At 69.3% G+C, this 25219-nt stretch carries 23 protein-coding genes; 8 read left to right on the top strand and 15 right to left on the bottom strand.

The window, feature by feature from the left end:
- Positions 1 to 76 precede the first annotated feature (76 nt).
- From CY658_RS18210 to CY658_RS18230, 5 genes are all read left to right on the top strand, one after another.
- Positions 77 to 586: a hypothetical protein gene (locus CY658_RS18210; protein ID WP_101491547.1), complete on the top strand. Its 510-nt coding sequence runs from the start codon at positions 77 to 79 to the stop codon at positions 584 to 586.
- A gap of 56 nt (positions 587 to 642) precedes the next feature.
- Positions 643 to 1005, top strand: coding sequence for a GIY-YIG nuclease family protein (locus CY658_RS18215; protein ID WP_101491548.1), 363 nt, complete (start codon positions 643 to 645; stop codon positions 1003 to 1005).
- Positions 1002 to 1442: an AsnC family transcriptional regulator gene (locus CY658_RS18220; RefSeq protein WP_101491549.1), complete on the top strand. Its 441-nt coding sequence runs from the start codon at positions 1002 to 1004 to the stop codon at positions 1440 to 1442. The genes CY658_RS18215 and CY658_RS18220 overlap by 4 nt, the downstream gene beginning before the upstream one ends.
- 68 nt (positions 1443 to 1510) lie before the next feature.
- Positions 1511 to 2083 carry a DUF2239 family protein gene (locus CY658_RS18225; protein WP_101491550.1) on the top strand — a complete coding sequence of 191 codons (573 nt, stop codon included), beginning with the start codon at positions 1511 to 1513 and terminating at the stop codon, positions 2081 to 2083.
- Positions 2080 to 3522: an MATE family efflux transporter gene (locus tag CY658_RS18230; RefSeq protein WP_101491551.1), complete on the top strand. Its 1443-nt coding sequence runs from the start codon at positions 2080 to 2082 to the stop codon at positions 3520 to 3522. The genes CY658_RS18225 and CY658_RS18230 overlap by 4 nt, the downstream gene beginning before the upstream one ends.
- Positions 3523 to 3540: 18 nt before the next feature.
- On the opposite strand, the gene CY658_RS18235 is transcribed toward CY658_RS18230, so the two are convergent.
- The gene (locus CY658_RS18235) at positions 3541 to 4017 is read right to left on the bottom strand and encodes a VOC family protein (protein WP_101491552.1); all 477 of its coding nucleotides are present in this window, start codon (positions 4015 to 4017) and stop codon (positions 3541 to 3543) included.
- A 285-nt stretch (positions 4018 to 4302) separates the two neighbouring features.
- On the opposite strand from CY658_RS18235, the gene CY658_RS18240 reads away from it, so the two are divergent.
- Positions 4303 to 5499 carry a serine hydrolase domain-containing protein gene (locus CY658_RS18240; protein ID WP_257884942.1) on the top strand — a complete coding sequence of 399 codons (1197 nt, stop codon included), beginning with the start codon at positions 4303 to 4305 and terminating at the stop codon, positions 5497 to 5499.
- Here the strand turns inward: CY658_RS18240 and CY658_RS18245 are convergent, their stop codons facing one another.
- The 14 genes from CY658_RS18245 to CY658_RS18310 form a co-directional block, all read right to left on the bottom strand.
- A complete protein-coding gene (locus CY658_RS18245) occupies positions 5500 to 7914 on the bottom strand; it encodes a TonB-dependent siderophore receptor (RefSeq protein ID WP_101491554.1) in 2415 nt (804 codons plus the stop codon). It abuts the gene before it with no gap.
- Between the two features lie 104 nt (positions 7915 to 8018).
- The gene (locus CY658_RS18250; RefSeq protein WP_101491555.1) at positions 8019 to 9035 is read right to left on the bottom strand and encodes a FecR family protein; all 1017 of its coding nucleotides are present in this window, start codon (positions 9033 to 9035) and stop codon (positions 8019 to 8021) included.
- Between the two features lie 81 nt (positions 9036 to 9116).
- Complete coding sequence (locus CY658_RS18255; RefSeq protein WP_101491556.1) at positions 9117 to 9626, bottom strand: RNA polymerase sigma factor; 510 nt, start codon at positions 9624 to 9626, stop codon at positions 9117 to 9119.
- Between the two features lie 211 nt (positions 9627 to 9837).
- Positions 9838 to 11274 carry a PAN domain-containing protein gene (locus CY658_RS18260; RefSeq protein WP_101491557.1) on the bottom strand — a complete coding sequence of 479 codons (1437 nt, stop codon included), beginning with the start codon at positions 11272 to 11274 and terminating at the stop codon, positions 9838 to 9840.
- A gap of 173 nt (positions 11275 to 11447) precedes the next feature.
- Positions 11448 to 12932: a flavin-containing monooxygenase gene (locus tag CY658_RS18265; RefSeq protein ID WP_101491558.1), complete on the bottom strand. Its 1485-nt coding sequence runs from the start codon at positions 12930 to 12932 to the stop codon at positions 11448 to 11450.
- 19 nt (positions 12933 to 12951) lie between these two features.
- Entirely contained in the window at positions 12952 to 14562 is a 1611-nt protein-coding gene (locus tag CY658_RS18270) for an MFS transporter (RefSeq protein ID WP_101491559.1), read from the bottom strand.
- Positions 14563 to 14723: 161 nt separating this feature from the next.
- Positions 14724 to 15350: a PqiC family protein gene (locus CY658_RS18275; RefSeq protein ID WP_101491560.1), complete on the bottom strand. Its 627-nt coding sequence runs from the start codon at positions 15348 to 15350 to the stop codon at positions 14724 to 14726.
- A complete protein-coding gene (locus CY658_RS18280) occupies positions 15347 to 17008 on the bottom strand; it encodes a PqiB family protein (RefSeq protein ID WP_101491561.1) in 1662 nt (553 codons plus the stop codon). The genes CY658_RS18275 and CY658_RS18280 overlap by 4 nt, the downstream gene beginning before the upstream one ends.
- Positions 17005 to 17748: a paraquat-inducible protein A gene (locus CY658_RS18285; protein ID WP_257884913.1), complete on the bottom strand. Its 744-nt coding sequence runs from the start codon at positions 17746 to 17748 to the stop codon at positions 17005 to 17007. Before CY658_RS18285 ends, CY658_RS18280 begins: the two co-directional genes overlap by 4 nt.
- Entirely contained in the window at positions 17745 to 18401 is a 657-nt protein-coding gene (locus tag CY658_RS18290; protein ID WP_101491562.1) for a paraquat-inducible protein A, read from the bottom strand. The genes CY658_RS18285 and CY658_RS18290 overlap by 4 nt, the downstream gene beginning before the upstream one ends.
- A gap of 20 nt (positions 18402 to 18421) precedes the next feature.
- The gene (locus CY658_RS18295) at positions 18422 to 19855 is read right to left on the bottom strand and encodes an MFS transporter (RefSeq protein WP_101491563.1); all 1434 of its coding nucleotides are present in this window, start codon (positions 19853 to 19855) and stop codon (positions 18422 to 18424) included.
- Between the two features lies 1 nt (position 19856).
- Positions 19857 to 21074, bottom strand: a complete 1218-nt coding sequence (locus CY658_RS18300; protein ID WP_180838981.1) for a multidrug effflux MFS transporter — start codon at positions 21072 to 21074, stop codon at positions 19857 to 19859.
- Between the two features lie 99 nt (positions 21075 to 21173).
- Positions 21174 to 21785, bottom strand: a complete 612-nt coding sequence (locus CY658_RS18305; protein ID WP_101491565.1) for a pyridoxamine 5'-phosphate oxidase family protein — start codon at positions 21783 to 21785, stop codon at positions 21174 to 21176.
- Positions 21782 to 22960 carry an MFS transporter gene (locus CY658_RS18310; protein ID WP_180838982.1) on the bottom strand — a complete coding sequence of 393 codons (1179 nt, stop codon included), beginning with the start codon at positions 22958 to 22960 and terminating at the stop codon, positions 21782 to 21784. Before CY658_RS18310 ends, CY658_RS18305 begins: the two co-directional genes overlap by 4 nt.
- 78 nt (positions 22961 to 23038) lie before the next feature.
- Between CY658_RS18310 and CY658_RS18315 the strand changes: the two genes are divergently transcribed.
- Complete coding sequence (locus CY658_RS18315) at positions 23039 to 23920, top strand: LysR substrate-binding domain-containing protein (RefSeq protein WP_101491907.1); 882 nt, start codon at positions 23039 to 23041, stop codon at positions 23918 to 23920.
- Positions 23921 to 23998: 78 nt separating this feature from the next.
- A complete protein-coding gene (locus CY658_RS18320) occupies positions 23999 to 25219 on the top strand; it encodes an MFS transporter (protein ID WP_101491567.1) in 1221 nt (406 codons plus the stop codon).

Consider the following 25219-nt stretch of genomic DNA (forward strand, 5'->3'; position numbering starts at 1 on the left):
CCGCCTTTCCGCACGATGCGCCGCCGGGTCCGCAAGGTTCCGGCGGCGCACGGCCATGTGCGGATACCCTTCGCGGATGCACAACCCCCTCGTGCGCGCCTTGCGCGCCCTGTTTCGCGCTGTTGCCACCACGATCCTCGTGCCGGTGCTGCTGTTCGAGGAATGGGGCTGGGCGCCGCTCGCGGCGCTGGTCGCGCGGCTGTCGCGCCTGCCCTTCTGGGCGCGGCTCGAAAACCTGCTGCGCGCGCTGCCGCCCTGGGGCGCGTTGCTCGCGTTCTTCGTGCCGGTGCTGCTGCTTTTCCCTGTGAAGCTGCTGGCGCTGTTTCTCTTCGGGCGCGGCCACGCGGTCAGCGGCATGGCCGTGCTGCTGCTGGCCAAGCTCGCGGGCACGGCCGTGGTCGCGCGGATCTTCCAGCTGGTCGAAGGCTCGCTGATGCAGCTGGCCTGGTTCGCCCGCTGGTACCCGCGCTGGAAGGCATGGAAAGACGGCGTGCTGACGCGGGTGCGCGAAAGCCGCCCCTGGCGCATCGTGCGGGCTGTGCACCGGCGCGTCCTTCGGGGATGGCACCGGCTGCGGGCCGAGTGAATCTATTTTTACCCGGGTGTATTGCGTTTTATATTTTGCCCGGGTAATATTTGGAGATGAATCCATCTCCCACCACGCGACGTACCCTCGTCAAGCAATACAAGGACAGCGTGCGCCCCGCTGGCGTCTTCGCGATCCGCAACCTGGCGGACGGCCGCGTCTACGTGTCCGGCAGCCTCGACCTCGAAGGCGCCATGAACCGCGCCCGCTTCGAGCTGAACCTGCGCTCGCACCGCAACAAGGCCTTGCAGCGCGACTGGGTGGCGCACGGCGCGACGCAGTTCAGCTTCGAGGTGATCGACCGGGTGAAGGAGCGCGACGACCCCGCCTTCGACCGCGCGGCCGAGCTGGAAAAGCTGCTTGAACTCTGGCGCGAGGAACTCCAGTGCACCGGCGACAAGGGATACAACACACCATGAGCACCGACGCACTGGGCTTTTGCCTCGACCTCGGCCGCGCCCACGCCAGCCTGAGCCTGAAACTCAACGAAGACCTGGGCGCCTTCCACGGCCTGGACTACGAGGACTTCACCCTGCTTCACCTGCTGCTGCGTGCCGGCAACGGCCGCGTGCCGATGGTCGAACTTGCGCACACGCTGGGGTTGCCAATGTCGGCGTTGATCCGCAAGATGGTGCTGCTCGAAAAGACCGGCCTGGCCGAGCGCATGACGGGAACGGATGGCGACAACCGGCGCCACGCGGTGATTCGCGGCGGCGGCAAGCAATTGGTGCAGGCCGCCCTCACGACCGTCGAGGCGACCTGCGCCGACGCCGTGAAATCGCTGGACCCGCAACGCCTGCCAGACCTCCGTGCCGCGCTGCGGGTGCTGTGCGATCACGACACGCCGCACGCCTGAACCGTCCTGCGGGTAGATTACGAACCTCGTTTCGTTCCGCCCGGATCGACAACCCAAAAAGAATCCGCATGTCACCCGACGAACTACCGACCACATTCACCGCGTTTGCCGGCTTCCAGCGCGTCGCCGCCGGCACCAAGGCCCAGGTGCTCACACAGCTGCGCGAGCGCGGCGATGCCGCCGCCTGCCTCGTGTTCGACGACCAGACCGGCGAGCAGCTCGATGTCGATCTGCGCGACCCGAAGGCCATCGAAACCTCCGCGCTCGAAGCCGAAAAACACGAAGACGCCCCCCGCGGCGTCGGCCGTCCGCGCCTGGGCGTGGTGGCGCGCGAAGTCACGCTGCTGCCGCGTCACTGGGACTGGCTCGGCCGCCAGCCGGGCGGCGCCTCGGTGGCGCTGCGCAAGCTGGTCGACGACGCACGCCACGTGCACGCCGACCGCGACACCGTGCGCGCCGCGCGCGAAGCCACCTACCGCTTCATGACCGCCATCGCGGGCAACCTGCCCCACTTCGAGGAAGCCACGCGTGCGCTGTTCGCGGGCGAGCATCAGCGCTTCAGCGACCTTGTCGAACCCTGGCCCACCGACCTGCGCGTGCACCTGCACAAGCTGTCGGCCGGTGGCTGGGGTGCCGCATGAGCGCGGCGCCCGACAGCAGCAGCACCACATCCACCAGCAGCCCCGGCAACCCGAGCGGCCTGCGGGGCGTGCCCGTGGCGCCCGTGGGCGCGGCGCGTCCGCTGTGGAAGGTGTTCCTGTTCTTCCTGGCGCCGATGTTGCTCAGCAACATCCTGCAGTCGCTCTCCGGCACCATCAACAACGTCTACGTCGGGCAGATGCTCGGCGTGAGCGCGCTGGCGGCGGTGTCGAGCTTTTTCCCGGTGATGTTCTTCTTCATCGCCTTCATCATCGGACTGGGCGCCGGCGCCTCGGTGCTCATCGGCCAGGCCTGGGGCGCGCGCGACGCGGCCAAGGCCAAGGCGGTGGCGGGCACCACGCTCACGGTGGGCCTGCTGCTGGGCCTGGCGATCGCGGTGTTCGGCGGTGTCTTCACCACGCCGATGCTGGCCATGCTCGGCACGCCGCCCGACGTGCTGGCCGACTCCACGCGCTACGCCCGCATCATGCTGATCGCGATGCCCGGTGTGTTCCTGTTCCTGCTGGCCACGGCCATGCTGCGCGGCGTGGGCGACACCATCACGCCGCTGCTGACGCTGCTCATTTCCACGGCCATCGGCCTCGTCGTCACGCCCGCGCTCATCCGCGGCTGGGGCGGGTTGCCGCAGCTCGGCGTGGCGGCCGGCGCGTGGGCCTCGGTGCTCTCGTTCGCGGTCGCGACCACGTGGCTGGGCTTCCGGCTGCGCCAGAAAAAGAGCCCGCTCGCGCCCGACGCGGAGTTCTTCCGCTGCCTGCGCATCCAGCCGCAGCTGCTGAAGGCGGTGCTGAAGATCGGCGTGCCCACGGGCGTGCAGATGATCGTGGTGGCGCTTGCCGAAGTGGTGCTGCTGTCGATGGTCAACAGCTACGGCTCCAATGCCACGGCCGCCTACGGCGCGGTGAACCAGGTGGTGGCGTACGTGCAGTTCCCGGCGATTTCGATCGCGATCACCACGTCGATCCTCGGCGCGCAGGCCATCGGCGCGGGCCGCGCCAACCGGCTCGGCGCGATCGTGCAGACCGCGCTCGGCATGAACCTCGTGCTCACGGGCGGGCTGGTGCTGCTGGGCTACCTGTTCTCGCGTCCGCTGATGGGCTTCTTCATCACCAGCGCACCGGTGATCGAGATTGCGCAGAACCTGCTGCACATCATGCTGTGGAGCATGGTGCTGTTCGGCATGGCCTCGGCGGTGTCGGGGATCATGCGCGCCAGCGGCTCGGTGCTGGTGCCGACGCTCATCACCATCGCCTGCATCCTGGGCGTGGAAGTGCCGGTGGCCTGGCTCATGAGCCGCTATTTCGGCCTGGGCCTGGACGGGATCTGGATCGCCTACCCGGTCACCTTCGGCGCGATGCTGCTGCTGCAGACCGCGTACTACCGGCTGGTGTGGCGCAAGAAGTCGATCGGCCGGCTGGTCTGATGCACGCCTCGGCGGGGGTCACTCCCCGTCGAAGGCCTTCTTCACCGTGGCGATGTCGAGCTTGATCATCTTCATCATGGCCGCCATCGCGCGGGCGGCCTTGGCCGGGTCCTTGTCCTGGAACATGCGGATCAGCGGCATCGGCGTGACCTGCCACGACACACCGAAGCGGTCGGTGAGCCAGCCGCACTGCACGGGCTCGCCGCCGCCCTCGAGCAGCTTGTCCCAGTAGTAGTCGACCTCCTCCTGCGTCTCGCAACTCACGCTGAGCGAAATGGCCTGGGTGATCTTGTACTCGGGCCCGCCGTTGAGCACCATGAACGACTGCCCGTCGAGCTCGAAGGTGGCCGTGAGCAGCTTGCCCTTCTTGGCCGGATTCACGTCGCCCCAGAGCAGCGTGTCGGTCAGGCGCGACTTCGGAAAGATGGCGGTGTAGAACTTGACCGCGTCCTCGCCGTTGCCGTCGAACCAGAGGCAGGGAATGATCTTCTGCATGGAATCTCCTTGGGTTGGATGATGAACTGGAGGGTTCAGTATCAAAGGCCGAACGGCGCGCTGTCAACCCGTGCCGCGGCTGTCAGTGAGAAGTTCGCAGGCGGGGCCGCGGGCCACAATGGTCCGGTCCTTTGCTTCGGAACTGCCATGTTCGCCCCATCCAGAACCCGCTTCGGCGCCCAGGTTTTCCTGGCCGCCGGGCTCGCCGCCCTGGCCGTGTCGGCCGGTGCGGCCGATGCCACATTCCCCGATGCCGCAGCAAGCGATCCCGCCAAACTCGGCTGGATGACCGGCTCGCCGCCGCCGCCCGACCGCACGCTGCGCTTCGACGACGGCAGCTATTTCCGGTTTCCGGCGATGCGCTGGAGCGTGTCGAATTTCCGCCAGCTGATGCCGACCGTGAACGTGTCGCGCGGGCTCGGTGCGCCCACCGCCCTGCCCCAGGCCTTGCGCAAGGACATCGACACGCTCAGCTTCACGCCGCTCGATGCGAAGACGCCCATGACCTGGGACGCATCGCTCGCCGCCACCTACACCGACGGCATCCTCGTGCTGCACCGCGGGCGCGTCGTCTACGAGCGCTACTTCGGCGTGCTGAAAGACGACGGGCAGCACGGCGCCATGTCGGTCACCAAGTCGGTGGTCGGCACGCTGGGCGCGATGCTGGTGGCCGAGGGCAAGCTCGATGCCGGCAAGCCGGTGGCCGACTACGTGCCCGAGCTCGCGAAATCGGCCTTTGGCAACGCCACGGTGCGCCAGGTGCTCGACATGACGACCGGCCTGAAATTCAGCGAGGACTATGCCGATCCGAAGGCCGAGGTCTGGGCCCATGCGCAGGCCGGCAACCCGCTCCCTAAGCCCAAGGACTACACCGGCCCGCGCAGCTACTACGAGTTCCTGCAGACCGTGCAACCCGAGGGCAAGCACGGCGAGGGCTTCGGCTACAAGACCGTCAACTCCGACGTGCTCGGCTGGGTGATCGCGCGCGCCACCGGCCGCACCGTGGCGCAGCTGCTGTCGGAGCGCATCTGGCGCCACCTGGGCGCCGAGCAGGACGCCTACTTCACCGTCGACTCCATCGGCACGCCCTTCGCGGGCGGCGGCCTGAACACCGGCCTGCGCGACCTCGCGCGCTTCGGCGAAATGCTGCGCAACGACGGCCGCGTGAAAGGCCGGCAGATCGTGCCCAAGGCCGCCGTCGAAAACATCCGCCGCGGCGGCGACAAGGCCGCCTTCGTCAAGGGCGGCTACCCGCTGCTGCAAGGCTGGAGCTACCGCAACATGTGGTGGGTGACGCACAACGACCACGGCGCCTACATGGCGCGCGGCGTGCACGGCCAGCGCATCTACATCGACCCGAAGGCCGAGATGGTGATCGTGCGCTACGCCTCGCACCCGATCGCGGGCAACGCAGCGAACGACCTGGTCACGCTGCCGGCCTTCGAGGCGCTGGGGCGGCACCTCCTGGCACAGCGTCGCTGACTACCAGCGGTAGGTCGCCGTGGCCGTCGCCGTGCGCGGATAGCCGTAGTAGCAGTTGCGGTAGCCGCAGTTCGCGAAGTAGGTCTTGTTGGTGAGGTTGCGCAGGTTCAGCGCCAGGCTCCAGCGGTCGATGTCGTAGCCGAGCATGGCGTCGAACACCGTCGATGCAGGCACCTTGCTCGGCCACGCGGCTTCGCCGTCGCCGTAGTTGGAGCCCGTGTAGCGCGCGCCCAGCCCCACCTTCACACCGTTGACAAAACGGTAGTCCGCCCACACCGACACCCGATGGCGCGGCACGGCCGTGGCCTGCTTGCCGATCTCGCTCGTCTTGCTGCTGGCCGTGACGATGGCGCGCGGCGTGTAGCTGTACGACGCCGTGAGGTTCAGGCGCGAGGCGATCTCGGCCGTGGCCTCGAGCTCCAGGCCACGCACCGAGATCTCTCCCGTCTGCTTGGGCATGAACTCGGCGTCGTAGCTGATGTAGTTCTTGCGCCGCAGGTCGAAGATGGCGGCGCTGTACATCGCCTTGCTGCCCGTGGGCTGGTAGCGCACGCCGGCCTCGTACTGCTTGCCGCTTTCAGGCTTGAACGGGTCGCCCGACACCGGGTCGATGGTGGCCGTGGGCGCGAACGACTCCGAGTAGCTCAGGTATGGCGCCCAGCCGCTCGGGTGCAGGTAGACCAGGCCGGCGCGGCTGGTGAACTTGTGGTCGCGGATGCGCTGGCGCGCGCCGTCGAGGCGGCTGTCCACGGTGCTGTCGGCGGTGTCGTAGCGTCCGCCCAGCGTCAGCGTCCAGCGGTCGCCCCACTTGATTTGGTCCTGCAGGTAGACGCCGGTCTGCGCGAGCCGGGTGATGCCGTTGAAGTACGGCTCGGGCAACGCGATCGGGCCGCCGTAGCGCGGCGCGTAGATGTTCAGCGGCGAGGCGCTGCCGCCGCTGAAGGTGACCTGGTCGATGCGCGTGCGCTGGTAGTCCAGCCCGACCAGCACCTTGTGCTGCGTCTCGCCCAGGCGAAAGTCGGCCTGCAGCTGGTTGTCGAGCGCCACGGCGCCGATGTTTTCGCGGCTGCCGAACACGCTGCGCGACATCTGCTGGAAGTTGAGCGGGTCGTTCGGCACCTCGGGGTTCAGCGCCATGAAGCCGGTCAGCTGCGTGCCCGTGTAGTCGAGCTTCTGGTGTGCGTAGCGCGCGTTCTGCCGCACCGTGAAGGTGTCGTTGATGCGGTGCTCGAACTGGTAGCCGACCATCTCCTGGTCTTGATTGAAGCGGTCGAAGCCGGGCTCGCCGACGAACAGTTTCGAGGGAATGCGGGTGCCGATGGCGGTCGGATCGAGCGAGCCGACCTGCGGCCGCGCGCGCGTGTAGACCCCGCCGCGCGTGCGCGAGAACTGCGACAACAGCGTGAGCGTGGTGTCGCTCGACGGCTTCCAGGTGAGCGCGGGCGCGATGTACATGCGATCGTCGGCTTCCTTGGCCGCCGGCAATTGCGCGTCGCGCACGAGGCCGGTGATGCGGTAGAGCAGCTTGCCGTCTGCATCGAGCGCGCCCGAGAAATCGCCTGCCACCTGCTTGCGGTTGTGGTCGCCCACCTGCAGCTGCAGCTCGCGAATCGGCTCTGCCGTCGGGCGTTTGCTGACCACGTTCACCACCCCGCCGGGGCCGCTCATGCCGTACAGCACCGACGACGGGCCGCGCAGCAGCTCGATGCGCTCGGCGCCGTAGTTCTCGGTGCGCCACACGCCCCAGGTGCTGTTGTTGCGCAGCGGCAGGCCGTCCAGGTAGAAGCCCGGCGAATAGGCGTCGAAGCCGCGCAGCGAGATCCAGTCGTAGCGCGAATCGGCACCGTAGGTGGTGGTCGACACGCCCGGCGTGTAGCCCAGCGCGTCCTTGAGGTTGGTGGCGCCGATGGCCTCGATGCGGTCGGCCGTGATCACCGAGATCGACTGCGGCGTCTCGATGATCGGCGTGTCGGTCTTGGTGCCGGTGGCGCTGCGCTTGGCGACGTAGCCCTGCACGCGGCCGGTGGCGCTTTCTTCGCCGTCGGCGATGACGGTCACGGCCGGCAGCGTGGAGGTGCCGCCGGAGGCCGGCGCGGCCTTGATGACGGCTGCGTTGCCTTCCATCGTGGCCGCCAGGCCGCTGCCGGCCAGCAGCCGGTCGAGTGCCTGCCGTGCCGTGAGGCTGCCGGAGATGGCCGGCGCGGTCTTGCCCGCGACCAGGCTCTGCTGCACGACGAGCTGGATGCGGGTCTGCCGCGCCCAGTCGTTCAGCGCCTCGGCCAGCGGCTGGGCCGCGATGCTGATCGGCTGGGGCGCGCCCTGCGCCCGGGCCATCAAGGGCGCGTTCGCCAGGGCCAATGCGACGGCCAGGGCCAGCGGCGCGGGTGTCATCTTTGTTATCAAGCGCTTCGTCATCGAACGTCTTCCAGGTAGTGAATGCAAATGGTTCCTATCTGGGCTGACGCACGAGCCGGCGGAATCCCCGTAGTGCCGACTAAAAAATCTTTGCTTCTTTTGTTTTAGAGGGCCGGCACGAGCTCCGCGACCGCGCCGTTTTCCTTCAGCTGCACCGGCAAGGCGCTGGCCAGGGCGCGCCGCAGCGTGCGCGCGTCCCGCGGATCGAAGGTGCCGCTCAGGCGCAGGGCCGCCACGGCCGGGTCGTTCACCACCAGGCCGGTGCTGCCGTAGCGCTCCAGCTCGGCCAGCGCGCGGGCCAGCGGTGTGTCGACGAAGCTCAGGCGGTGATCGCGCCAGGGTGCGATGCCGTCGCGCGGCACGGCCGAGACGGCGGAGAACCGGCCCTGCGCGTCGCTTTCCACCTGGCGGCCGGCGACGAGGAAGACTTCGCTCGTCGCATCCGGCGCCCGGCGCAGCACGCGCACCTTGCCCTCTTCCACCGACACTCGTGTGCCGTCGGCGCCCGGCATGCCGGGGGTGTGGCGCACGGCGAAGCGCGTGCCGACCACGCGCACACGCAGCGGACCGGCCAGCACGTCGAAGGGGCGTTTCGCATCGGACTGCACCGCGAAGACTGCCTGCCCGTCGATCAGCGTCACCTCGCGGCGGTCGCGGAACAGGCGCACTTCGAGGCGGGTGGCGGTGTCCAGCCGCAGCCGGGAGCCGTCGGGCAGCGGCGCTTCGAGCTGCTGGCCGCGCCGGGTGGCGAAGGCCTGTTCGAACACGGGCTGGGCCTGGACGTGGCTCCACCCGAGGTAGCCAGCGCCGACGGCCATGCCGGAGGCGGCCAGCACGAGGGCCGGTTTCAGGAAGCCGCGGCGCGTGGGCGTGGCGGGCGCGCTGCCTTCGAAGCCGCTGCGCCAGCCCGCGACGGTCTCGGGCGCGATCGCGTCGAAGGCGCGCCAGCGCGACTCCCATTCGCGAAACGCTGCGCCATGGCGCGCATCGGCGCCGAGCCAGGCCTGGAACGCGCGCTCCTCGCTCGCGCCCCAGTGCGCACGCTGGCGGCGGACGAACCAGTCCAGCACGTCCTGTCGCAGGCGCTGGGCTTCTTCGGACGGAGGCGACGTGAGGGTCATGACGTGGGCATCGTTCTTAGGGGGGTAGACGCACGAGCGTGGTCAAACCCTGTAATGGTGCGTGTTCTGCGGTCTCTCATCTCACTCCGGACCACGGGTTCGCTCCAGGCACGCCCAGCACGCCTCCATCGCGATGCGCAACTGCATCTCGACCGTGCGCACCGAAATGCCCATGCGCACGGCCACCTCGGCGTACGAGAGGCCATCGAACTTGTAGAGCACGAAGGCTTCGCGGCAGCGCGGGGGCAGCCGGTCGATGGTCGCGACCATGGCCGCCATGCCCTGGCTGGACGACAGGATGGCGTCGGGCTCGAAGGTCTGGGGGCCGATGCAGTCGTCGGCGTCGGGCGGTGCCTCATCCGGCGTCGCCGTGTCGCCGCCCGCGCGCACGCTGGTGCGGCGGTGGTGGTCGGTGACGAGGTTGCGGGCCGTGCGGTAGAGCAACGCGCGCGGGTCGCGCACCACGCTGCCGGTGCGCTGCGCCTCGTACACGCGCACGTAGCTCTCCTGCGCCAGGTCGGCCGCGGTGGCGCGGTCGGGTACCTTGCGGGACAGAAAGCTCAGCAGCTCGCGGTAATAGTGTTCGAACACAGGCGCACCACAGCCGGAAAAGGCGGATCGAAGTCCAGGGGCAGGTTGGCTTCGACACGGCGTGGCTACCTGAGAGATTCAGAACAAAAGAAAACGCGAGATTATGTGCGGGTTCAACCCGCACATCGCCGAAGGGTAGGCATTTCGCTTGCCGCGCACGGCATGCGCGCGGGCTACCCTCCCCTCCGGCGCTCTCCAGATTCGCCCGACCTCAGTTGCCGCACGCCGGGTGCTTCTGCCCTTCGGTGGTGTTCGGCAGGCCCAGGAAGTCGAGGATGTGCGGCGTCGTGCCGTCCACCTGCGTCAGCGCGGTACCCCCGAGGTTGCCCAGGCAGTAGCTGGGCTTGAGCGGGTTCAGGTGGTTGTTGTTCAGGATCAGCAGCGTGCTGCGTTCCCCCGCCGTCTGACCGCCGTGGCCGCTGCCGGTGCCGCCGTGGTCGGAGGTGACGACGATCAGCCATTCTTCGTTCGCGTAGTTAGGCCGCGACGTGAGCGCCGTGAGCACCTGCTGGATCTGCTGGTCTTCGCCGGCGATCTTGCCTTGGTAGAACGCGTTGAGCGGTTCGTAGCTCGGCGCGTGGATGTCGGCGTTGTGCAGGTAATAGAAGATGGCCGTCGGCGGGTTCTTCCAGCTCAGCCAGCCTTTGACCGCATCGGTGGCCTGCTGCGAGTTCTTGGCCGCGTTGGCGACCACGAAGTCGGCCAGCGCCGGGCGCAGGTTGTGGGTGATGTTGAACCAGTCGCCCACCACCGCGGTCGTGGCCGTCGGCCAGGCCGCCTTGATCTGGTCGAACACGTGCGTCTTCTTCAGCGGCAAGGTGGTCGTGTTCGAGGTCACGCCGTGCTTGTCGGCCCAGAAGCCGGTGAACACCGACGACCAGCCAGGTCCGCTCACGGTCGCCTGCTTGGTGCCGCCCGCCAGCACGTTGCCGTGGAAGGCGCCGCCGGCAATCAGCGCCGACATCGCGGGCGTCTGCACGCAGCCCGCGCACTGGATGGCGTCGCCGCGCAGGCCGTCCAGGCCGATCAGCAGGATGTGCTTGTTGCCGGGCACGGGGTTGGGAACGCCCTCGCCCGCAATCAGCGAATAGTGGTCGTAGGGGTTGCCGGCGTAGTCGGTCTTCAGGCCGCCGATGTCGCTGGCGCGCTTGTCGCTCAGGTCGCAGCGCTGCTGCGTCTTGTTGTAGTCGAAGGACTTGCACCACGACGTGCGGCTCGCGTCGGTGCAGGCGTTGGCGCAGTCGGCGGGCGTCACGGTCTGCAGGGCTTCGGTGTTGTAGCCGCTGATGGCCGCATTGGCCGTGTGCGCAAACGGCTTCAGCGGATCGGGCTTGAGGCTGTAGTGGTCATAGGGGTTGCCGGGGTAGTCGGTCTTCAGCCCGCCCACGTCGGCGGCACGCTTGTCGCTGAGGTCGCAGCTCTGGTTCGTTTTGTTGTAGTCGAACGAGACGCACCAGGCGCCACGCGGCGCGCCCAGGCAGGCCGACGCGCACATCTCGGGCGTGGACTGCGTCAGGTTCTCGCTGTTGTTGCCGGAGATGGCCGCGTTCGGCGTGGTCGCGAAAGCGTCCAGCGAAGCGGCGCTTGCATGGCCTGCAAGCGCTGCGAACAGCAGGCCCGCCAGGGATGCACGGATCGATGACTTCATGAGGTCTCCTCATCACAGGGTCGTGGGGTGATTCCCGGGAGCTGCCTCACCGTCTCCGCACGGTGAGTGCAACGCCGGGCGGAGTAAATCACCGCCGCCTGCCATCGATCCAATTCAAAAATCTTCGATGTTGTATTCAGCAGAGCTATACATCGCCGTGTCACGAAGCACAGTCAGGCCGTGCGATTCGAGAACGCCATCACCCCATCGTCCACGCGCCCGAGGCGCAGCAGGAGGATGTCGCGCAGGTAGTTCTGGTGCAGCGTCCACGGCGTGTGCGCGCCCTGTTTCGGAAATTTTTCGAGTGAGCGCTGCACGTAGCCCGAGCTGAAATCGATCCACGGTTCGGGCGACAGATCGGGGCCGGCGTTGTGCGGCGTGCATTGCCGCCAGCCGTGCTTGCGCATGTGGTTCAGCAGCCGGCAGACGTAGGCGCAGGTCAGGTCGCACTTGAGCGTCCACGAGGCGTTGGTGTAGCCGAAGGACGAAGCCAGGTTGGGCACGTCGCTGTACATCATGCCCTTGTAGTTGAAGGTGCCGGCGGGGTCGATGCGACGGCCGTCCACGCTCAGTTCGATGCCGCCGAGCACCTGCAGTTCGAGGCCGGTGGCGGTGACGACGATGTCGGCCTCGAGTTCGCGGCCCGACTTCAGTCGCAGGCCGCTGGGCGTGAAGGTGTCGATGTGGTCCGTGACCATCGACGCACGGCCCGCGTTGAGCGCCGCGAACAGGTCGCCGTCGGGCACGAGGCACAGGCGCTGGTCCCACGGGTTGTAGCGCGGCGTGAAGTGCGTGGCGACGTCGTAGCCGGGCCCGAGCGCGTGGCGCACGCCACCCAGCAGCATGCGCTTGACGCGCGCCGGCTTGCGCCGCGCGAGCCGGAAGAACAGCATGCCGAGCGTCACGTTCTTCCAGCGCGTGAGGCGGTACGCGGCCATCGCCGGCAACAGGCGCCGCAGGCGGTTGGCAATGGGGTCTTCGGCCGGGCGCGCCACCACGTAGGTCGGCGAGCGCTGCAACAGCGTGACGTGCGCGGCGGTCTGGGCCATCGCGGGCACCAGCGTCATCGCGGTGGCGCCGCTGCCGATCACGACCACGCGCTGGCCGCTGTGGTCCAGGTCGGCGGGCCAGTGCTGCGGATGCACGATGCGGCCCTTGAAGTCGGCCATGCCGGCGAAGTCGGGCGTGTAGCCCGCGTCGTAGCGGTAGTAGCCGCTGCACAGGAACAGGAAGTTGCTGCGCCACTGCACGAGTTGCTTGTCAGGCCCCTGCTCGACATCGACCGTCCAGCAGGCGTCGGCGCTCGACCAGGCGGCGCGCACCACGCGGTGTTGGTAGTGGATCTTGTCGTCGACGCCGTGCTGGCGCGCGGTGTCGCGCACGTACTGCAGGATCGACGGGCCATCGGCGATCGCCTTGGCCTGCGTCCACGGGCGGAACACGTAGCCCAGCGTGTACATGTCGGAGTCGGAACGCACGCCCGGGTAGCGGAACAGGTCCCAGGTGCCGCCGCTGCGTTCGCGCCCTTCGAGGATCGCGTAGCTGCGGCCCGGGCACTGCGCCTGCAGGTGGCAGGCGGCGCCGATGCCGGAGAGGCCGGCACCGACGATCAGGACATCGACGTACGGCGGCGCGTCGGCCGGTTGTTCTGGTGGCATCGGGGGCTTGTCTCCTGGCTCATGGCTTTTTGTTGTCTGGCTTTTCTGTTGGCGCGCGACGGATCATCAGCCAGGCACTCACCGCACTCAGCACGGCCAGGCCGGCGCTCAGCAGCATCACCCAGCGGAAGCCCGCGACGAACGATTCCGCCACCGCGCGCTTCACGGCGGCAGCTGTGGCCGCATCGGCACCCGGCGGCGTGCCGGCTGCGGCCAATCGATCGCGCTCGGCCGCAAGAAAAGATCGCACCTCGTCCGACGCGCCCATCGCCTGCAGCCGCTCGGCCAGCGCTGCGTCGAAGGTCCAGGCCATGATGGCGCCGAACACCGCAATCGCCAGCACCGCCGCCGCGCGTGACACCGCGTTGTTCACGCCCGAGGCCACGCCCGCGAGATCGGGCCCCACGGCGTTCATGACCGTGGTGGTGAGCGGCGCCACCGTCACCGTCATGCCGAAACCCAGCACCACCACGGCAGGCAGAAAGCCGCTCCAGTAGCTCGCGCCCACGCCCGGCAGCGCGAACAGCGCAAAGCCCAGGGCCGCAATGGCCGGCCCGATGACCAGCGGCAGGCGCGGCCCGAAGCGGTCGACCAGCTGCCCGGCCCAGCCCGAGAGCGCGAACATCAGAAAGATGAACGGCAGCAGCGCCGCGCCCGCCACGGTGGCCGAGTAGCCCTGCACCTGGATCAGGTTGAGCGGAAAGAAATACAGCCCGCCGCCCAGCGCCGCATACAGCAGCAAGGTCAGCAGGTTGGCACCACTGAAGTTGCCGATGCGCAGCAGCGACAGCGGCAGCATCGGCGTGCGCGCCCGGCGTTCGGCGATGACAAAACCGATGCTGCCCACGACACCGATGGCCAGCGCCGCGAGCACGGCCGGCGAACGCCAACTCTGCGTCGGCGCCTCGATGAAGGCGTAGACGATGCCGCCCAGCCCGGCGGTCGCGAGCAGCGCGCCCCACAGATCGAGCCCGCCGCGCGCCGCGGCGCCTTTGCTCTCGGGCACGTGGCGACGCACGATCCACAGCACGAGGAGTGCCATCGGCACGTTGATGAGAAAGGCCCAGATCCACGAGAAGTGATCGACCAGAAAGCCGCCCAGCACCGGCCCCACCGCCGCCGTGATGCCGCTGAAGCCCGACCAGGTGCCGATGGCCTTGCCGCGCTCCTTCTCGGGAAACGACGCGCTGATGAGCGCCAGGCTGCCCGGCACCAGCAGCGCGCCGCCGATGCCTTGAATCGCGCGTGCGGCGATGAGCTGCTGCACGTCGGCCGCGAGTGCGCAGCCCACCGACGACAGCGCGAAGACGACGACGCCGATGGCGAAGATGCGCCGCCGCCCGTAGTGGTCGCCGAGCGCGCCGCCCACCAGCAGCAGCGCCGCGAGCAACAAGGCGTAGGACTCGACCACCCATTGCGCCTGGAAGGCCGTGGCGTGCAGGTCGGCCTGGATCGCCGGCAACGCGACGTTGACCACGGTGCCGTCGATGAAGGCCATGCTCGAGCCGACGATGGCCGCGGCGAGCACCCAAGGCTTGGAGGCTTCGGGGCAGGCGCCCTCTTCCGTGGGTGGATTCGTCCCATGCAGGATCAGCGTGTCGTCGCAGGGCGCCTTGCCGATCTGTGTCATGGGGCCTCCGGTTCAGGGGTTGCCGGTATTGCTCCTTCCCCCTCTGGGGGAAGGTTGGGATGGGGGCATCGTCCAACTGAGCGCCATGCTTTTTCGAGCGCCGCCGTGCCCCCACCCCTGCCCTCCCCCAGAGGGGGAGGGAGAAAGACAAATACAACGCGTCAGATCGCGCACGCCGTCGCGCCCGGGTTCGCCTGCGCCGCGTTCACGCTGCGCGCCATGGCCGCAGCAGCCGCCGCCGTCACGCGCTGCGCGCCCTGCGCCAGCGCATCCATGCCGCTGCCGGTCGCCTCGCCCGCATCGAGCCGGCACACCACCGTGCGCGCTTCGTCGGAACGGCGCAGCGTCCAGCTGAAGCCGGCGTCCACGCGTCCGCCGTCCACCAGGTCGAACTGGCGCACCTGCACCGCGACGCGCCACACGGGCTGCGAGGTCTGGCGGCCGCCCTGGGTCACGTCGAGCGCGCCGAGCCGGCCGGCGATGCCGCTGCCGAGCGCGTCGCGCAGCTCGTTCTCGAACGACGAGGCCCAGCGGTGCTGCTCGAGCACATCGACCTGTACGCCGCCAGTCGGGCGGCGCACCACCATCTGCGGGCGCGCGAGCCGCTCGGGCACGGCCACGGGAGCGAGCTCGATGTACATCGGCGACGCCGCGTTGGGAACGCGAGGCGCCGCGTCGGTGAGCGCGGGCGGGCTGGCCAGCGTGTAGTAGCTGTCGGGCTTGCTCGCGCAGCCGGCCAGCACCACCAATGCGGCGGCACACGCGAGAGCGAAGGTCGTCGTCTTCATTTCTTGTCGTCCGGTTTGCCGCGCAGCAGCGATTCGGGATGGCGTTCGAGGTAGTCGGTCAGGATGCGCACCGAGCCCGCGGCGCGCGTCAGCTCGCGCAAGGTCTGGCGCATGTCCTGCTGCAGTGGCGAGTCGTCGGCCAGCGTGCGTTCGGCCGAGTTGACGGTCTTGCGCACGTCCTTCATGGCCGCGGCCAGCTCGGGCGTCACGTCGGTGTTGATGCGGTTCACGGTCTGCTCGGTGCTGGTGAGCGTCTTGTTGAGCGTGGCCAGCGTGGTGCGCAGGTCGCCGGCAATCTGCTCGTAAGGCACCTTGTTGAGCTTGGTCGCGATTTCCTGCACCTGCGACTGGATTTCGTCCAGGCTGTTGGCGATGGTGGGCAGCTCGATCGGGCTCTTCGACAGATCAATCTTCACGGGCGGCGACTTCGGAAAGAAGTCGAGCGCCACGTAGACCTGGCCGGTCAGCAGGTTGCCGTTGCGCAACTGGGCGCGCAGGCCCTTCTCGGCCAGGAAGCGCAGCCGTTCCTGCTGCGTCGCGCGCGACTCCGTCCCCTGCGCACCGGCACCGCTTTCGCGGCGGCGCAGGCGATCGGGATAGATCTGCACCAGCACCGGCATGCGGAACTCGCGCTCGGCACGGTCGAACTCGACGCCGATGGATTTCACCTCGCCCAGCACCACGCCGCGGAAGTCGACCGGCGCGCCCGGCGTGAGGCCGCGCAGCGACTGGTTGAAGTACATCAGCAGCGTCTGCGAAGGACCGTCGGGCTCCTTCATCGCGGAGGTTTCGTCCTGCGCCAGCACGAAGGCCGTGTTCTCCTTGGCCAGCGGGCCCATGGCGTCGTCGGGCGCCTGGAAGGCGATGCCGCCGAGCAGGATGGTCGCCAGCGACTGCGTGCGCAGCGTGAAGCCGCTGGCGCTCAGTTGCGCGTCGATGCCGCTGGCGGGCCAGAAGCGCGTGTTCATGCCGACGAACTTGTCGTACGGCGCGTTCACGAACACCCGCAGCGTGACGCCGCGGCCGTCGCCGTCGAGCTCGTAGGCCGCGACCTGTCCGACCTTGATGCGACGGAAGTACACGGGCGAACCCACGTCGAGCGAGCCCACGTCGCGCGCACGCAGCAAGAACTGTTGGCCCGAGTCGCCACGCGTGACGATGGGCGGCACCTCGAGGCCGGTGAATTCGCCTGCTGTTTCTTTCTCGACGCCCGCGTCGGCGCCGATGTAGGCGCCCGACAGCAGCGTGCCCAGGCCCGAGATGCCCGAGGTGTCGAGCCGCGGCCGCACCACCCAGAAGCGCGAGTCGGCCGAAGTAAAGCCCTCGGCTTCCTTGTTGAGCTGCACCAGCACGCGCACGTGCGAGCGGTCGCGCGCCAGCCGCAGGCTCTGCACCAGGCCGATCTGCACGTCCTTGTATTTCACGGCGGTCTTGCCGGCTTCGAGGCCTTCGGCCGTCTTGAAGGTCAGCACGATCTCGGGGCCGCGCCCCATGAGGATCTTGGCCACCAGCGTCACGCCGACCAGCGCGGCGACGATGGGAATCAGCCAGATCAGCGAGGGCAGCCACTCGCGGCGGCGCGCCACTTTCGGTTTCGGCAGCGCGGGCGGGGCCGACGCTGCCGGACGGTCTTGCGGTTGCGTGTCTTCTTCACTCATGCGATTTTTTCTTCCCTGCTTTCAATGTGTCGTTCGTCCGTGTCGGCTTCGGGCACCGGGCCGTCCCACGTCAGGCGCGGGTCGAAGCTCAGTGAGGCCAGCATGGTCAGCACCACCACCGCGCCGAAGGCCGCAATGCCCACGCCCGCGGTGATGACCGCGAAGCCCTGGATCTGCACCAGCCCGGTCAGCAGCGACACCACGAACACGTCGAGCATCGACCAGCGCCCGATGATCTCGATGATGTGATACAGCTTGGCCCGCTCGCGCCGGCGCCAGTTGCTGCGCCGCTGCGCCAGCACCACAAGCAAGAGCAGTACCGCCAGCTTGAACAGCGGCACCAGGAAGCTCGCGATGAACACGATGGCCGCCAGCCCCCAGGCGCCCGACACCCAGAAATAGATGACGCCGCTCAGGATCGTGTCGTACTGCGCACCGAACAGCGTGCGCGTGATCATCACCGGCAGCAGGTTGGCCGGGATGTACATGATGCAGGCCGCGATGAGGAAGGCCCAGGTGCGGTTCAGGCTCTGCGGCTTGCGCGTGTGCAGGCGCGTGCCGCAGCGGGCGCAGGCCTCGCCCTCTTCCGCATCGCGCCAGACAGCGGTGCAGTGCGTGCAGACGTGCAGGCCGAGCCCGGCGGCCGTCGGCACCGGGTTTGCGTGGTCATGGTCGTCGTCGGCCTGCGCCTCCCAGGGGCGCGCCGAGGCCAGGCGGGCGGGCAGCCCGCGCACGTTCATGCGCGCACCTCCGGCGTGTTTTCGTCTGCGGCGGCGTCTTCCTCGTCGGCCTGACGGAAGGTCATTTCCCAGAACGCGCCGGGGTTGAACGACAGCACCGCCGTGAGCGTCACGGTGAGCGCCACGAAGGCCCACAGCGCCGGGCCCGGCACCACCGTCGCCATGCTCGACAGCTTGACGATCGCCACCAGCACGCCGAGCAGGAACACCTCGATCATTCCCCAGGGCCGCAGCGTCTGCATCATGCGCACCAGCATCGCGAAACCCCAGGGCCGGTGCGCGCGGGCCAGCGGCACCAGCAGGTAGGCCAGGATGCACAGCTGCAGCAGCGGAAAGAGGATGGTCGTGGCCAGCACCAGCAGCGCCACCGGCGACATGCCCTCGGCGCTCAGCACCACCACCGCGCCGGCCAGCGTGGTCTGGCTGCGCAGGCCCTGCAGCTCGATCTCGACGATGGGAAACAGGTTGGCAATGGCGAACATGATCAGGCTCGCGACCGTCAGCGGCAGGATGCGCCGTTGCTGCGCGCCCGGGTGCCGGTCGAGCTCGGTGCCGCAGCGCGGGCACTCGGCCACGTCGCGCGGCGCCAGCGGCGCACGGGCGTAGACCGCGTCGCAGCCCGGGCAGACCACGGTGTCAGGTACTTCCTTCATGAGGCCGTACCCTACCTTATTCAGGCGTGCGGGCTTGTCGTCTTCAGCCGCAGACTGCTGAAAACCGCAGCCACCGCCGCACAGCCCGCCGCCAGCACCAGCGCCACCACCGGACCATGTCCGCCGTGTGGGCTCCAGACACTGAACACCGCCGCCAGCACCACGGCGCCCAGCGTCTGGCCCGTGAGCCGCGCCGTGCCCAGCATGCCGCTGGCCGCACCACTTCGGTGCGCCGGCGGCGAGCTCACGATGGTGTGGTTGTTGGGCGACTGAAACAAGCCGAAGCCCAGGCCGCACAGCGCCATACGCCAGGCGATGTCGGCATTGTCCGGGTGCGCCGGCAGCGCCGCCAGCAGCGCGAGACCGACTGCCAGCAGGCCCAGGCCGATGCCGCCGAGCAGCCCGTCGGGGTAGCGCCCGATGAGCCGCCCGGCGATGGGCGCCATCACCACGATGGCCAGCGGCCACGCGGTGATGAGCAGCCCGGCCTCGATGTGGCTGCGGCCGTACACATCGAGCAGCAAAAACGGCAGCGCGATGTAGGCCAGCATCTGCGCGCAGAACGCCGCCACCGAGGTGCCCATCGACAGCGCGAACACCGGAATGCGCAGCAGGTCGATGGGAAAGAGCGGCACCGTCAGCTTGCGCTGGCGCCGCAGGTAGACAAAGCCCACCGCCAGCCCGGCTCCCAGCGTGGCCCAGGCCACCCACGGCGTGCCCGTGGCCTGCACCCCGCCCTCGCGCACGCCCAGCTGGTCCACGCCGAGGAAGACCAGCGAGAACATCAGCACGTTGAGCGTCACGTCGACCAGCGAGAAGCGCGCGCCGGCGGCCGGTGCCGAGCGGTTGAACGGCAGCGCCCGCATGCCCAGTGCAAAGGTGACGATGCCCAGCGGCACGTTGATCGCAAAGAGCCACGGCCACGACGCCACCGACAGGATCGCCGCCGCCACCGAGGGCCCGGCCACCGACGAGGTGGCGACCACCAGCGAGTTGATCGCCATGCCCTTGCCCAGCTGCGCCGACGGGTACGTGAGCCGCACCAGCGCCGCGTTGACGCTCATGATCCCCGCCGCGCCCAGCCCCTGGAGGGCGCGCGACGCGATCAGCGTGCCGAGCGAGTTCGCAAAGGTCGCAGCCAGCGACGACACGGTGAACACCGCCATGCCCACCAGGTACACGCGCCGGTAGCCCACGAGGTCGCCGAGCGAGGCCAGCGGCAGCAGCATCACCAGCGTGGCGATCTGGTAGGCGTTGACCACCCAGATCGCCTGCGCCGGCGTGGCCTGCAGCTCGCGCGCGATGCCGGGCAGCGCCAGGTTGACGATGGTGCCGTCGAGCACCGAGACCGTGAGCCCGAGGATGATGACCAGCATCGCCCAACCACGCGCGGGCGCGGCCAGGCCGTCGAGGGGCAGCGGCTTGGCGTCGCTGGCTGTGGCGGCTGCCGTCATGTCAGGCGCCTTGCGCCCTGCCCTCGGTCGGCTCGGAGCGCACACCGCCGAGCGTGAGCCAGGTCAGCACCAGCGCGATGAGCGCGCCGGCGGCCATGCCCGCCACCATCGGCAGCGGACGGCCGTTGGAGAACAGGCCCACCACCGCCATCGCGAGCGCGCCGGTCAGCATCTGCAGCGTGCCCAGCAGCGCGGAGGCCGTGCCGGCGATGGCGCCGTGCATCTCGAGCGCCAGCACGCCGGTGGTCGGGATCACGAGGCCCATGAAGCCCGAGGCGATGAAGTACAGGACGATCAACACCCAGAGGTTGTCGCCGCCCATCGCGAAGTAGACAAACATCGCGACCATCGCCACGCCGCAGCAGACCACGCCGAACTTGACCAGGTTGACCAGCCCGTAGCGCTCGCCCAGCGAGCCCGTGAACTGCGAGGCCGCAATGAAGGCCGCCGCGTTCACGCCGAAGGCCACGCTGTACATCGCGGGCGACAGGCCGTAGTGGTCGATCATCACGAACGACGAGTTCGCCAGGTAGGTGAAGAAGCCCGCCATCGCGAAGCTGCCGATGAACACCAGCCCGAGGTAGTGCCAGTCGCGCAGCAGCAGCCAGTAGGCCGACAGCGCGCTGCCCAGGCTGCTTTCGACGCGCTCCGAGGCCGGGCGCGTTTCGTCGAGCAGCTTGACCATCATGGCCAGCCCCGCCACCGCGGCGATGGTGACGGCCCAGAACACGCCGCGCCAGCCGGTGAAGGCGATGACCACGCTGCCCGCGAGCGGCGCAAGGATCGGCGAGACGCTGAACACCAGCATCAGCAGCGACATCAGCCGCGCGGCGTCGGTGCCGGTGTGCAGGTCGCGCACCACGGCGCGCGGAATCGCCATGCCCGCGGCCGCGCCCAGGCCTTGCACGAAGCGCAGCGCGATCAGCGTCTGGATGTCGGTCGCCAACGCACAGCCCACGCTGGCGAGCGCGAACAGCACCAGCCCGGCGTACAGCGGCGGCTTGCGCCCGACCATGTCGGAGATCGGGCCGTAGAGCAGCTGCCCCGCGCCGAGCGACAGGAAGAAGGCGGTGAGGCTCATCTGCACCGCGCCGATGTCCGCATGCAGGCTCTGCCCGATGGCAGGCAAAGCCGGGAGGTACATGTCGATCGCGAAAGGCCCGATGGCGGAGAGCAGGCCCAACAACAGGGCCATTTTGAAGAACGGAGAAGAACGCATTGGGTCGATTGTGGCGAAGGCTCGCAATCGGTGCAGGCGTGGGGTCGGCGGCTTTCGCCGCTAGTGCATTCGTTCTACCGGGCGGTACGGCGCCGTGTTTCAGTACAGCGTCGAGCGCTGCCGTGCGGGCAGTTCGCGGTCGTAGGTGACGCCGTCGAAGGCCGCATCGGACAGTGCGGAAAGGATGGCGCCCGGCGTCGGCACGGTGCGCGGCGCGTCTTCTGGCACGGGCGCCCAGAGCTTCGAACGCTGGATGGCGCGGGCGCACTGGAAGAACACGGTCTCGACGCGGATCTCGATCACGCACTGCGGCGCGCGCCCTTCCACCGCGAAGCGCGCCAGCAACTCGGGCGCTGCGGTGATGCGTGCGCGTCCGTTCACGCGCAGCGTTTCACCCACGCCCGGAATCAGGAACAGCAAGGCCACGCGCGGGTCGGCCACGATGTTGCGCAGGCTGTCGATGCGGTTGTTGCCGCGGCGCTCGGGGAGCAGCAAGGTGGTCTCGTCCTGCACCGCGATGAAACCCGGGGCGTCGCCGCGCGGCGAGGCATCGAGCCCGCCGGGGCCGAGGGTCGCCAGCACCGCGAACGGCGACGCGGCAATCAGCGCCTGGTAGCTCGGGTGCAGGTACGGCACCTCTTTCTTGAGCGAGGCCTCGCCCGGCTGGCCGAACAGGGCTTCGAGTTGCGCAACGGTGTCGATGGTGGTCATGGGGCGATGTTCTCCTGAATCGGGGTCGGTGCCGAGGCGCGTCGTACGCACGCCAGCGCCGCGACCGCCAGCAGCAGCGCGGCGGTGCCGTAGATCCACGGCGGCGAAGCAATGGGCAGCAGCACGCCGGCCAGCAAGGGGCCGGCGCCCGCGCCGATGTCGCGCCAGACCGCCCGGGCCGCGAGCGCCCGCACGCGCTCCGGCCCGGGCGTGCGACGCGCCACGATGGGCGGCAAGAGCGGCAGTTGCAGTGCGCGCAGCACCACGATCAGCGCTGCGCAGCTCCACAGCCAGCCCAGGCCGAAGCCCACGAGCGCGAGCGACGTCACCAGCGACAGGCTCACGAGCAGGCGCTCGGCGCCGAAATGCTCCGCCATGCGCCCGCCCACCGGCCCGAGGAAGATTTCTGCGAGGTAGCGCAGCGCCATCAGCACGCCGGCCACGATCACCGCGCCGCCAGGCAGCAGATCCTTGCCGAGGTACGACAGGCCCACGATGAAGAGGCCATCGAGCGCCAGCCCTTCCATGAAGGACCAGCCGTCCAGCGCATTCGGCCGCGAGAAGCGCCGTGTCGGCGCTGCGCTGTGATGCGGCTTCGACGGCAGCCGCCGCGTGACGAACAGCGCGAGCAACGACACCACCGCCAGCACACCGAAGATCGCGCGCGGACCGACCGTGTACGCCAGCAGCGCGCCGAGCGGCAACGCCAGCACCGGCCCGGTCGCGATGAAGGCGCGCGACCGCCCGCTGCGCCGCGCGGCACCGATCGGGTCGGCCGTGGCCAGGGCCTGCGTCGACAGGTTGAGCGCCGCGAAGCACAGGCCCCAGGTCAGCCGCAACGGCAGCAGCGCCCAGAACCCCGAGAGCGTGGCGTAGCCCAGCCCGCAGCAGGCCGCGGCCACCACGGCCAACGTGCAGCTGGCCCGGTCGCCATGGCGCGCATAGAAGCGCGCCACCCAGCCGTAGCCCGCGATGCGCACCAGCCGGTTGGCCGCCAGCAGCAGGCCGACCTCAGCCAGAGAGACGCCGAACTGCGACGCGTACATGGGCAGCAGCAGGTAGAGCACCACATCGGCCGGCAGCGACAGGCCGAGCGCCATGGCGGCGTGGCGGGAATCCAGGTCGGTGGAGCGGACGGGATTGGCAGAGGTGGAAGGCGGTGGTGCAGCGGACATCGAGCCCGTATCGTGCCCGCTCGCGCCACCCGCCGACAAACGACATTCCCGCGCGGCATGCGTGAGAAAATCGCACGCATGCCGCTTCGCGAACCGCCCCTCCATGCCGTGCGCGCCTTCGTCGCGGCGGCCCGCCACCTGAGCTTCACGCGCGCGGCGGTTGAATTGCATGTGACGCACAGCGCGGTGAGCCGACAGATCAAGCGCCTCGAAGCCTGCCTGGGCGTGGCGCTGTTCGAGCGCCGCATCCGGCAGGTCACGCTGACGCCCGAAGGCCAGCAGTTCTTTGCGGAAACCGAACCCGCGCTCGCGCAGATCCATGCGGCGGCGCGGGCACTGCAGCTGCAGGGCCCGGCGCGCGCTGTGCGCATCAACGTGCGGCCGTCGTTCGCGGTGCGCTGGCTGATTCCCCGGCTGCCGTCATTCGTGGAACGCCATCCCGACATCGAACCGCAGGTCGTCACCAGCACCGTGATGCCCGAACAGGCTGCCGACAGCTTCGACATCGCCGTGCGCCGCGGCCTCGAAGGCTGGCCGTCGTCGATCAAGGTGCGGCCCTTCCTGGAAGACGAGGTGCTGGTGGTCGGCGCGCCCGCGCTGTTCAAGACGCAGCCGCTGCCCGACCTGCGCGCCCTCGCCTCGCATGTGCTGCTGTCGGCGCGCACGCGCAAGGACGATTGGGACGATTGGAAGAAGCAGGTCGGCGCACCGCGCGCGCGGCCGGCCGGGCGGCTGCAATTCGATCACCTGCACTTCGTGCTGCAGGCCGCGGTCGACGGACTGGGCATTGCGCTCGCGCCGACCTCGCTGGTGACGCATGACCTGGCGTCGGGGCGGCTGCAGTCGCCGTTGCCTGGGTTGCGGATGACGCTGGAGCGCTACTACTACGGCCTTGCACCCGACGCGGCCCCCGAAGCGGTGTGCGTCGCCGAGTGGTTCGAGCAGATGAATTCGAGCTGAGGCTTCCACGTCCGTAAACGGCCAGCGGCAGATGGGGGCGGAACGCACGATGCGGTCTTTGTTTTCGTATCCCATCGCATGTCATCGCCCCTGCCCCGCTCCTTCTCCCACCTCGCGTGGGCCAACCTCGCGGCCCAGTCCGCCGAACAACTGAGCCTCGCGGCCGTGCCGCTGGTCGCCGTGCTCGCGCTCGGCGCCGGACCCGGCGAGATCGGTTTTCTGGCCGCCGTGCAGACGCTGCCCTTCCTGCTGGTCTCGTTGCCGATGGGCCTGCTCGCGGACCGTATGTCGCGCCGCCGGTTGATGGTGTGGGCCGAGGGCCTGCGCGCCGTGTCGCTGCTGGCCTTGCTGGGCATGGTGCTGTCGTCGACGCTCGGCATCGGCGGGCTGGCCGTGCTCGGCTTCCTCGGCGCGGTCGGCACCGTGGGTTTCAGCGTCGCGGCGCCCGCGCTGGTGCCGGCCCTCGTACCGCGCGATGCCCTGGCGCTCGCCAACGGACGGCTGGAGCTGGCGCGCAGTGCGGCCTTCACAGCGGGCCCCGCGCTTGCGGGCGCGCTCGTCGCGTGGGCCGGCGCCTCGTCGGCGTTCGTGCTGGCGGCGGTGCTGTCGGTGGCGGCTGTCGGCCTGTTGCTGCGCCTGACCGAAGCGCCCCGCCCCACGGCGCCGTCGCGCCATCCGCTGCGCGATGTGCAGGACGGCGCGCGCTTCGTCTGGCAGCACGCGTTCCTGCGGCCCATGCTGATGACCGGTGCGGTCTTCAACATCTCGTGGTTCGTGCTGCAGGCGGGCTATGTGCCCTATGCCGTGCGCGTGCTCGGCCTCGGCGCGCAGGCCGTGGGCTTCACGCTCGCGATGTACGGTGCGGGCATGGTCGTCGGCGCGCTGCTGACTTCGCGCGTGACGGCGCGGTTGCCCTTCGGGCGCGCGATCCAGGTCGGGCCGGCCGTGGCGGTCGCCGCCGCCGCGACGATGGCGGCCACGCTCCTCGTGCCCAGCGCGTCGCTGGCCGCGCTCTCGTTCTTCCTGTTCGGCGCGGGGCCGATGGTCTGGGTCATCACCTCGACCACGTTGCGCCAGAGCGTGACGGCCTCGGCGATGCTCGGCCGGGTGTCCGCGGTGTTCCTGACGGTGAACGCAGGCGCGCGCCCGGTCGGTGCCGCGCTCGGTGGCCTGGTCGGCGCGATGTGGGGCGAGCCCGCCTGCCTGCTGCTGGCGCTCGCGGGTTTCGTGCTGCAGGCCGCGATCATCTTCGGCTCGCGCATCGCGGGGCTGCACCGCCTGCCGGTGCCGGCGGCCTGA

The organism is Variovorax sp. RO1 (assembly GCF_002849325.1).
Lineage (GTDB): Bacteria > Pseudomonadota > Gammaproteobacteria > Burkholderiales > Burkholderiaceae_C > Variovorax.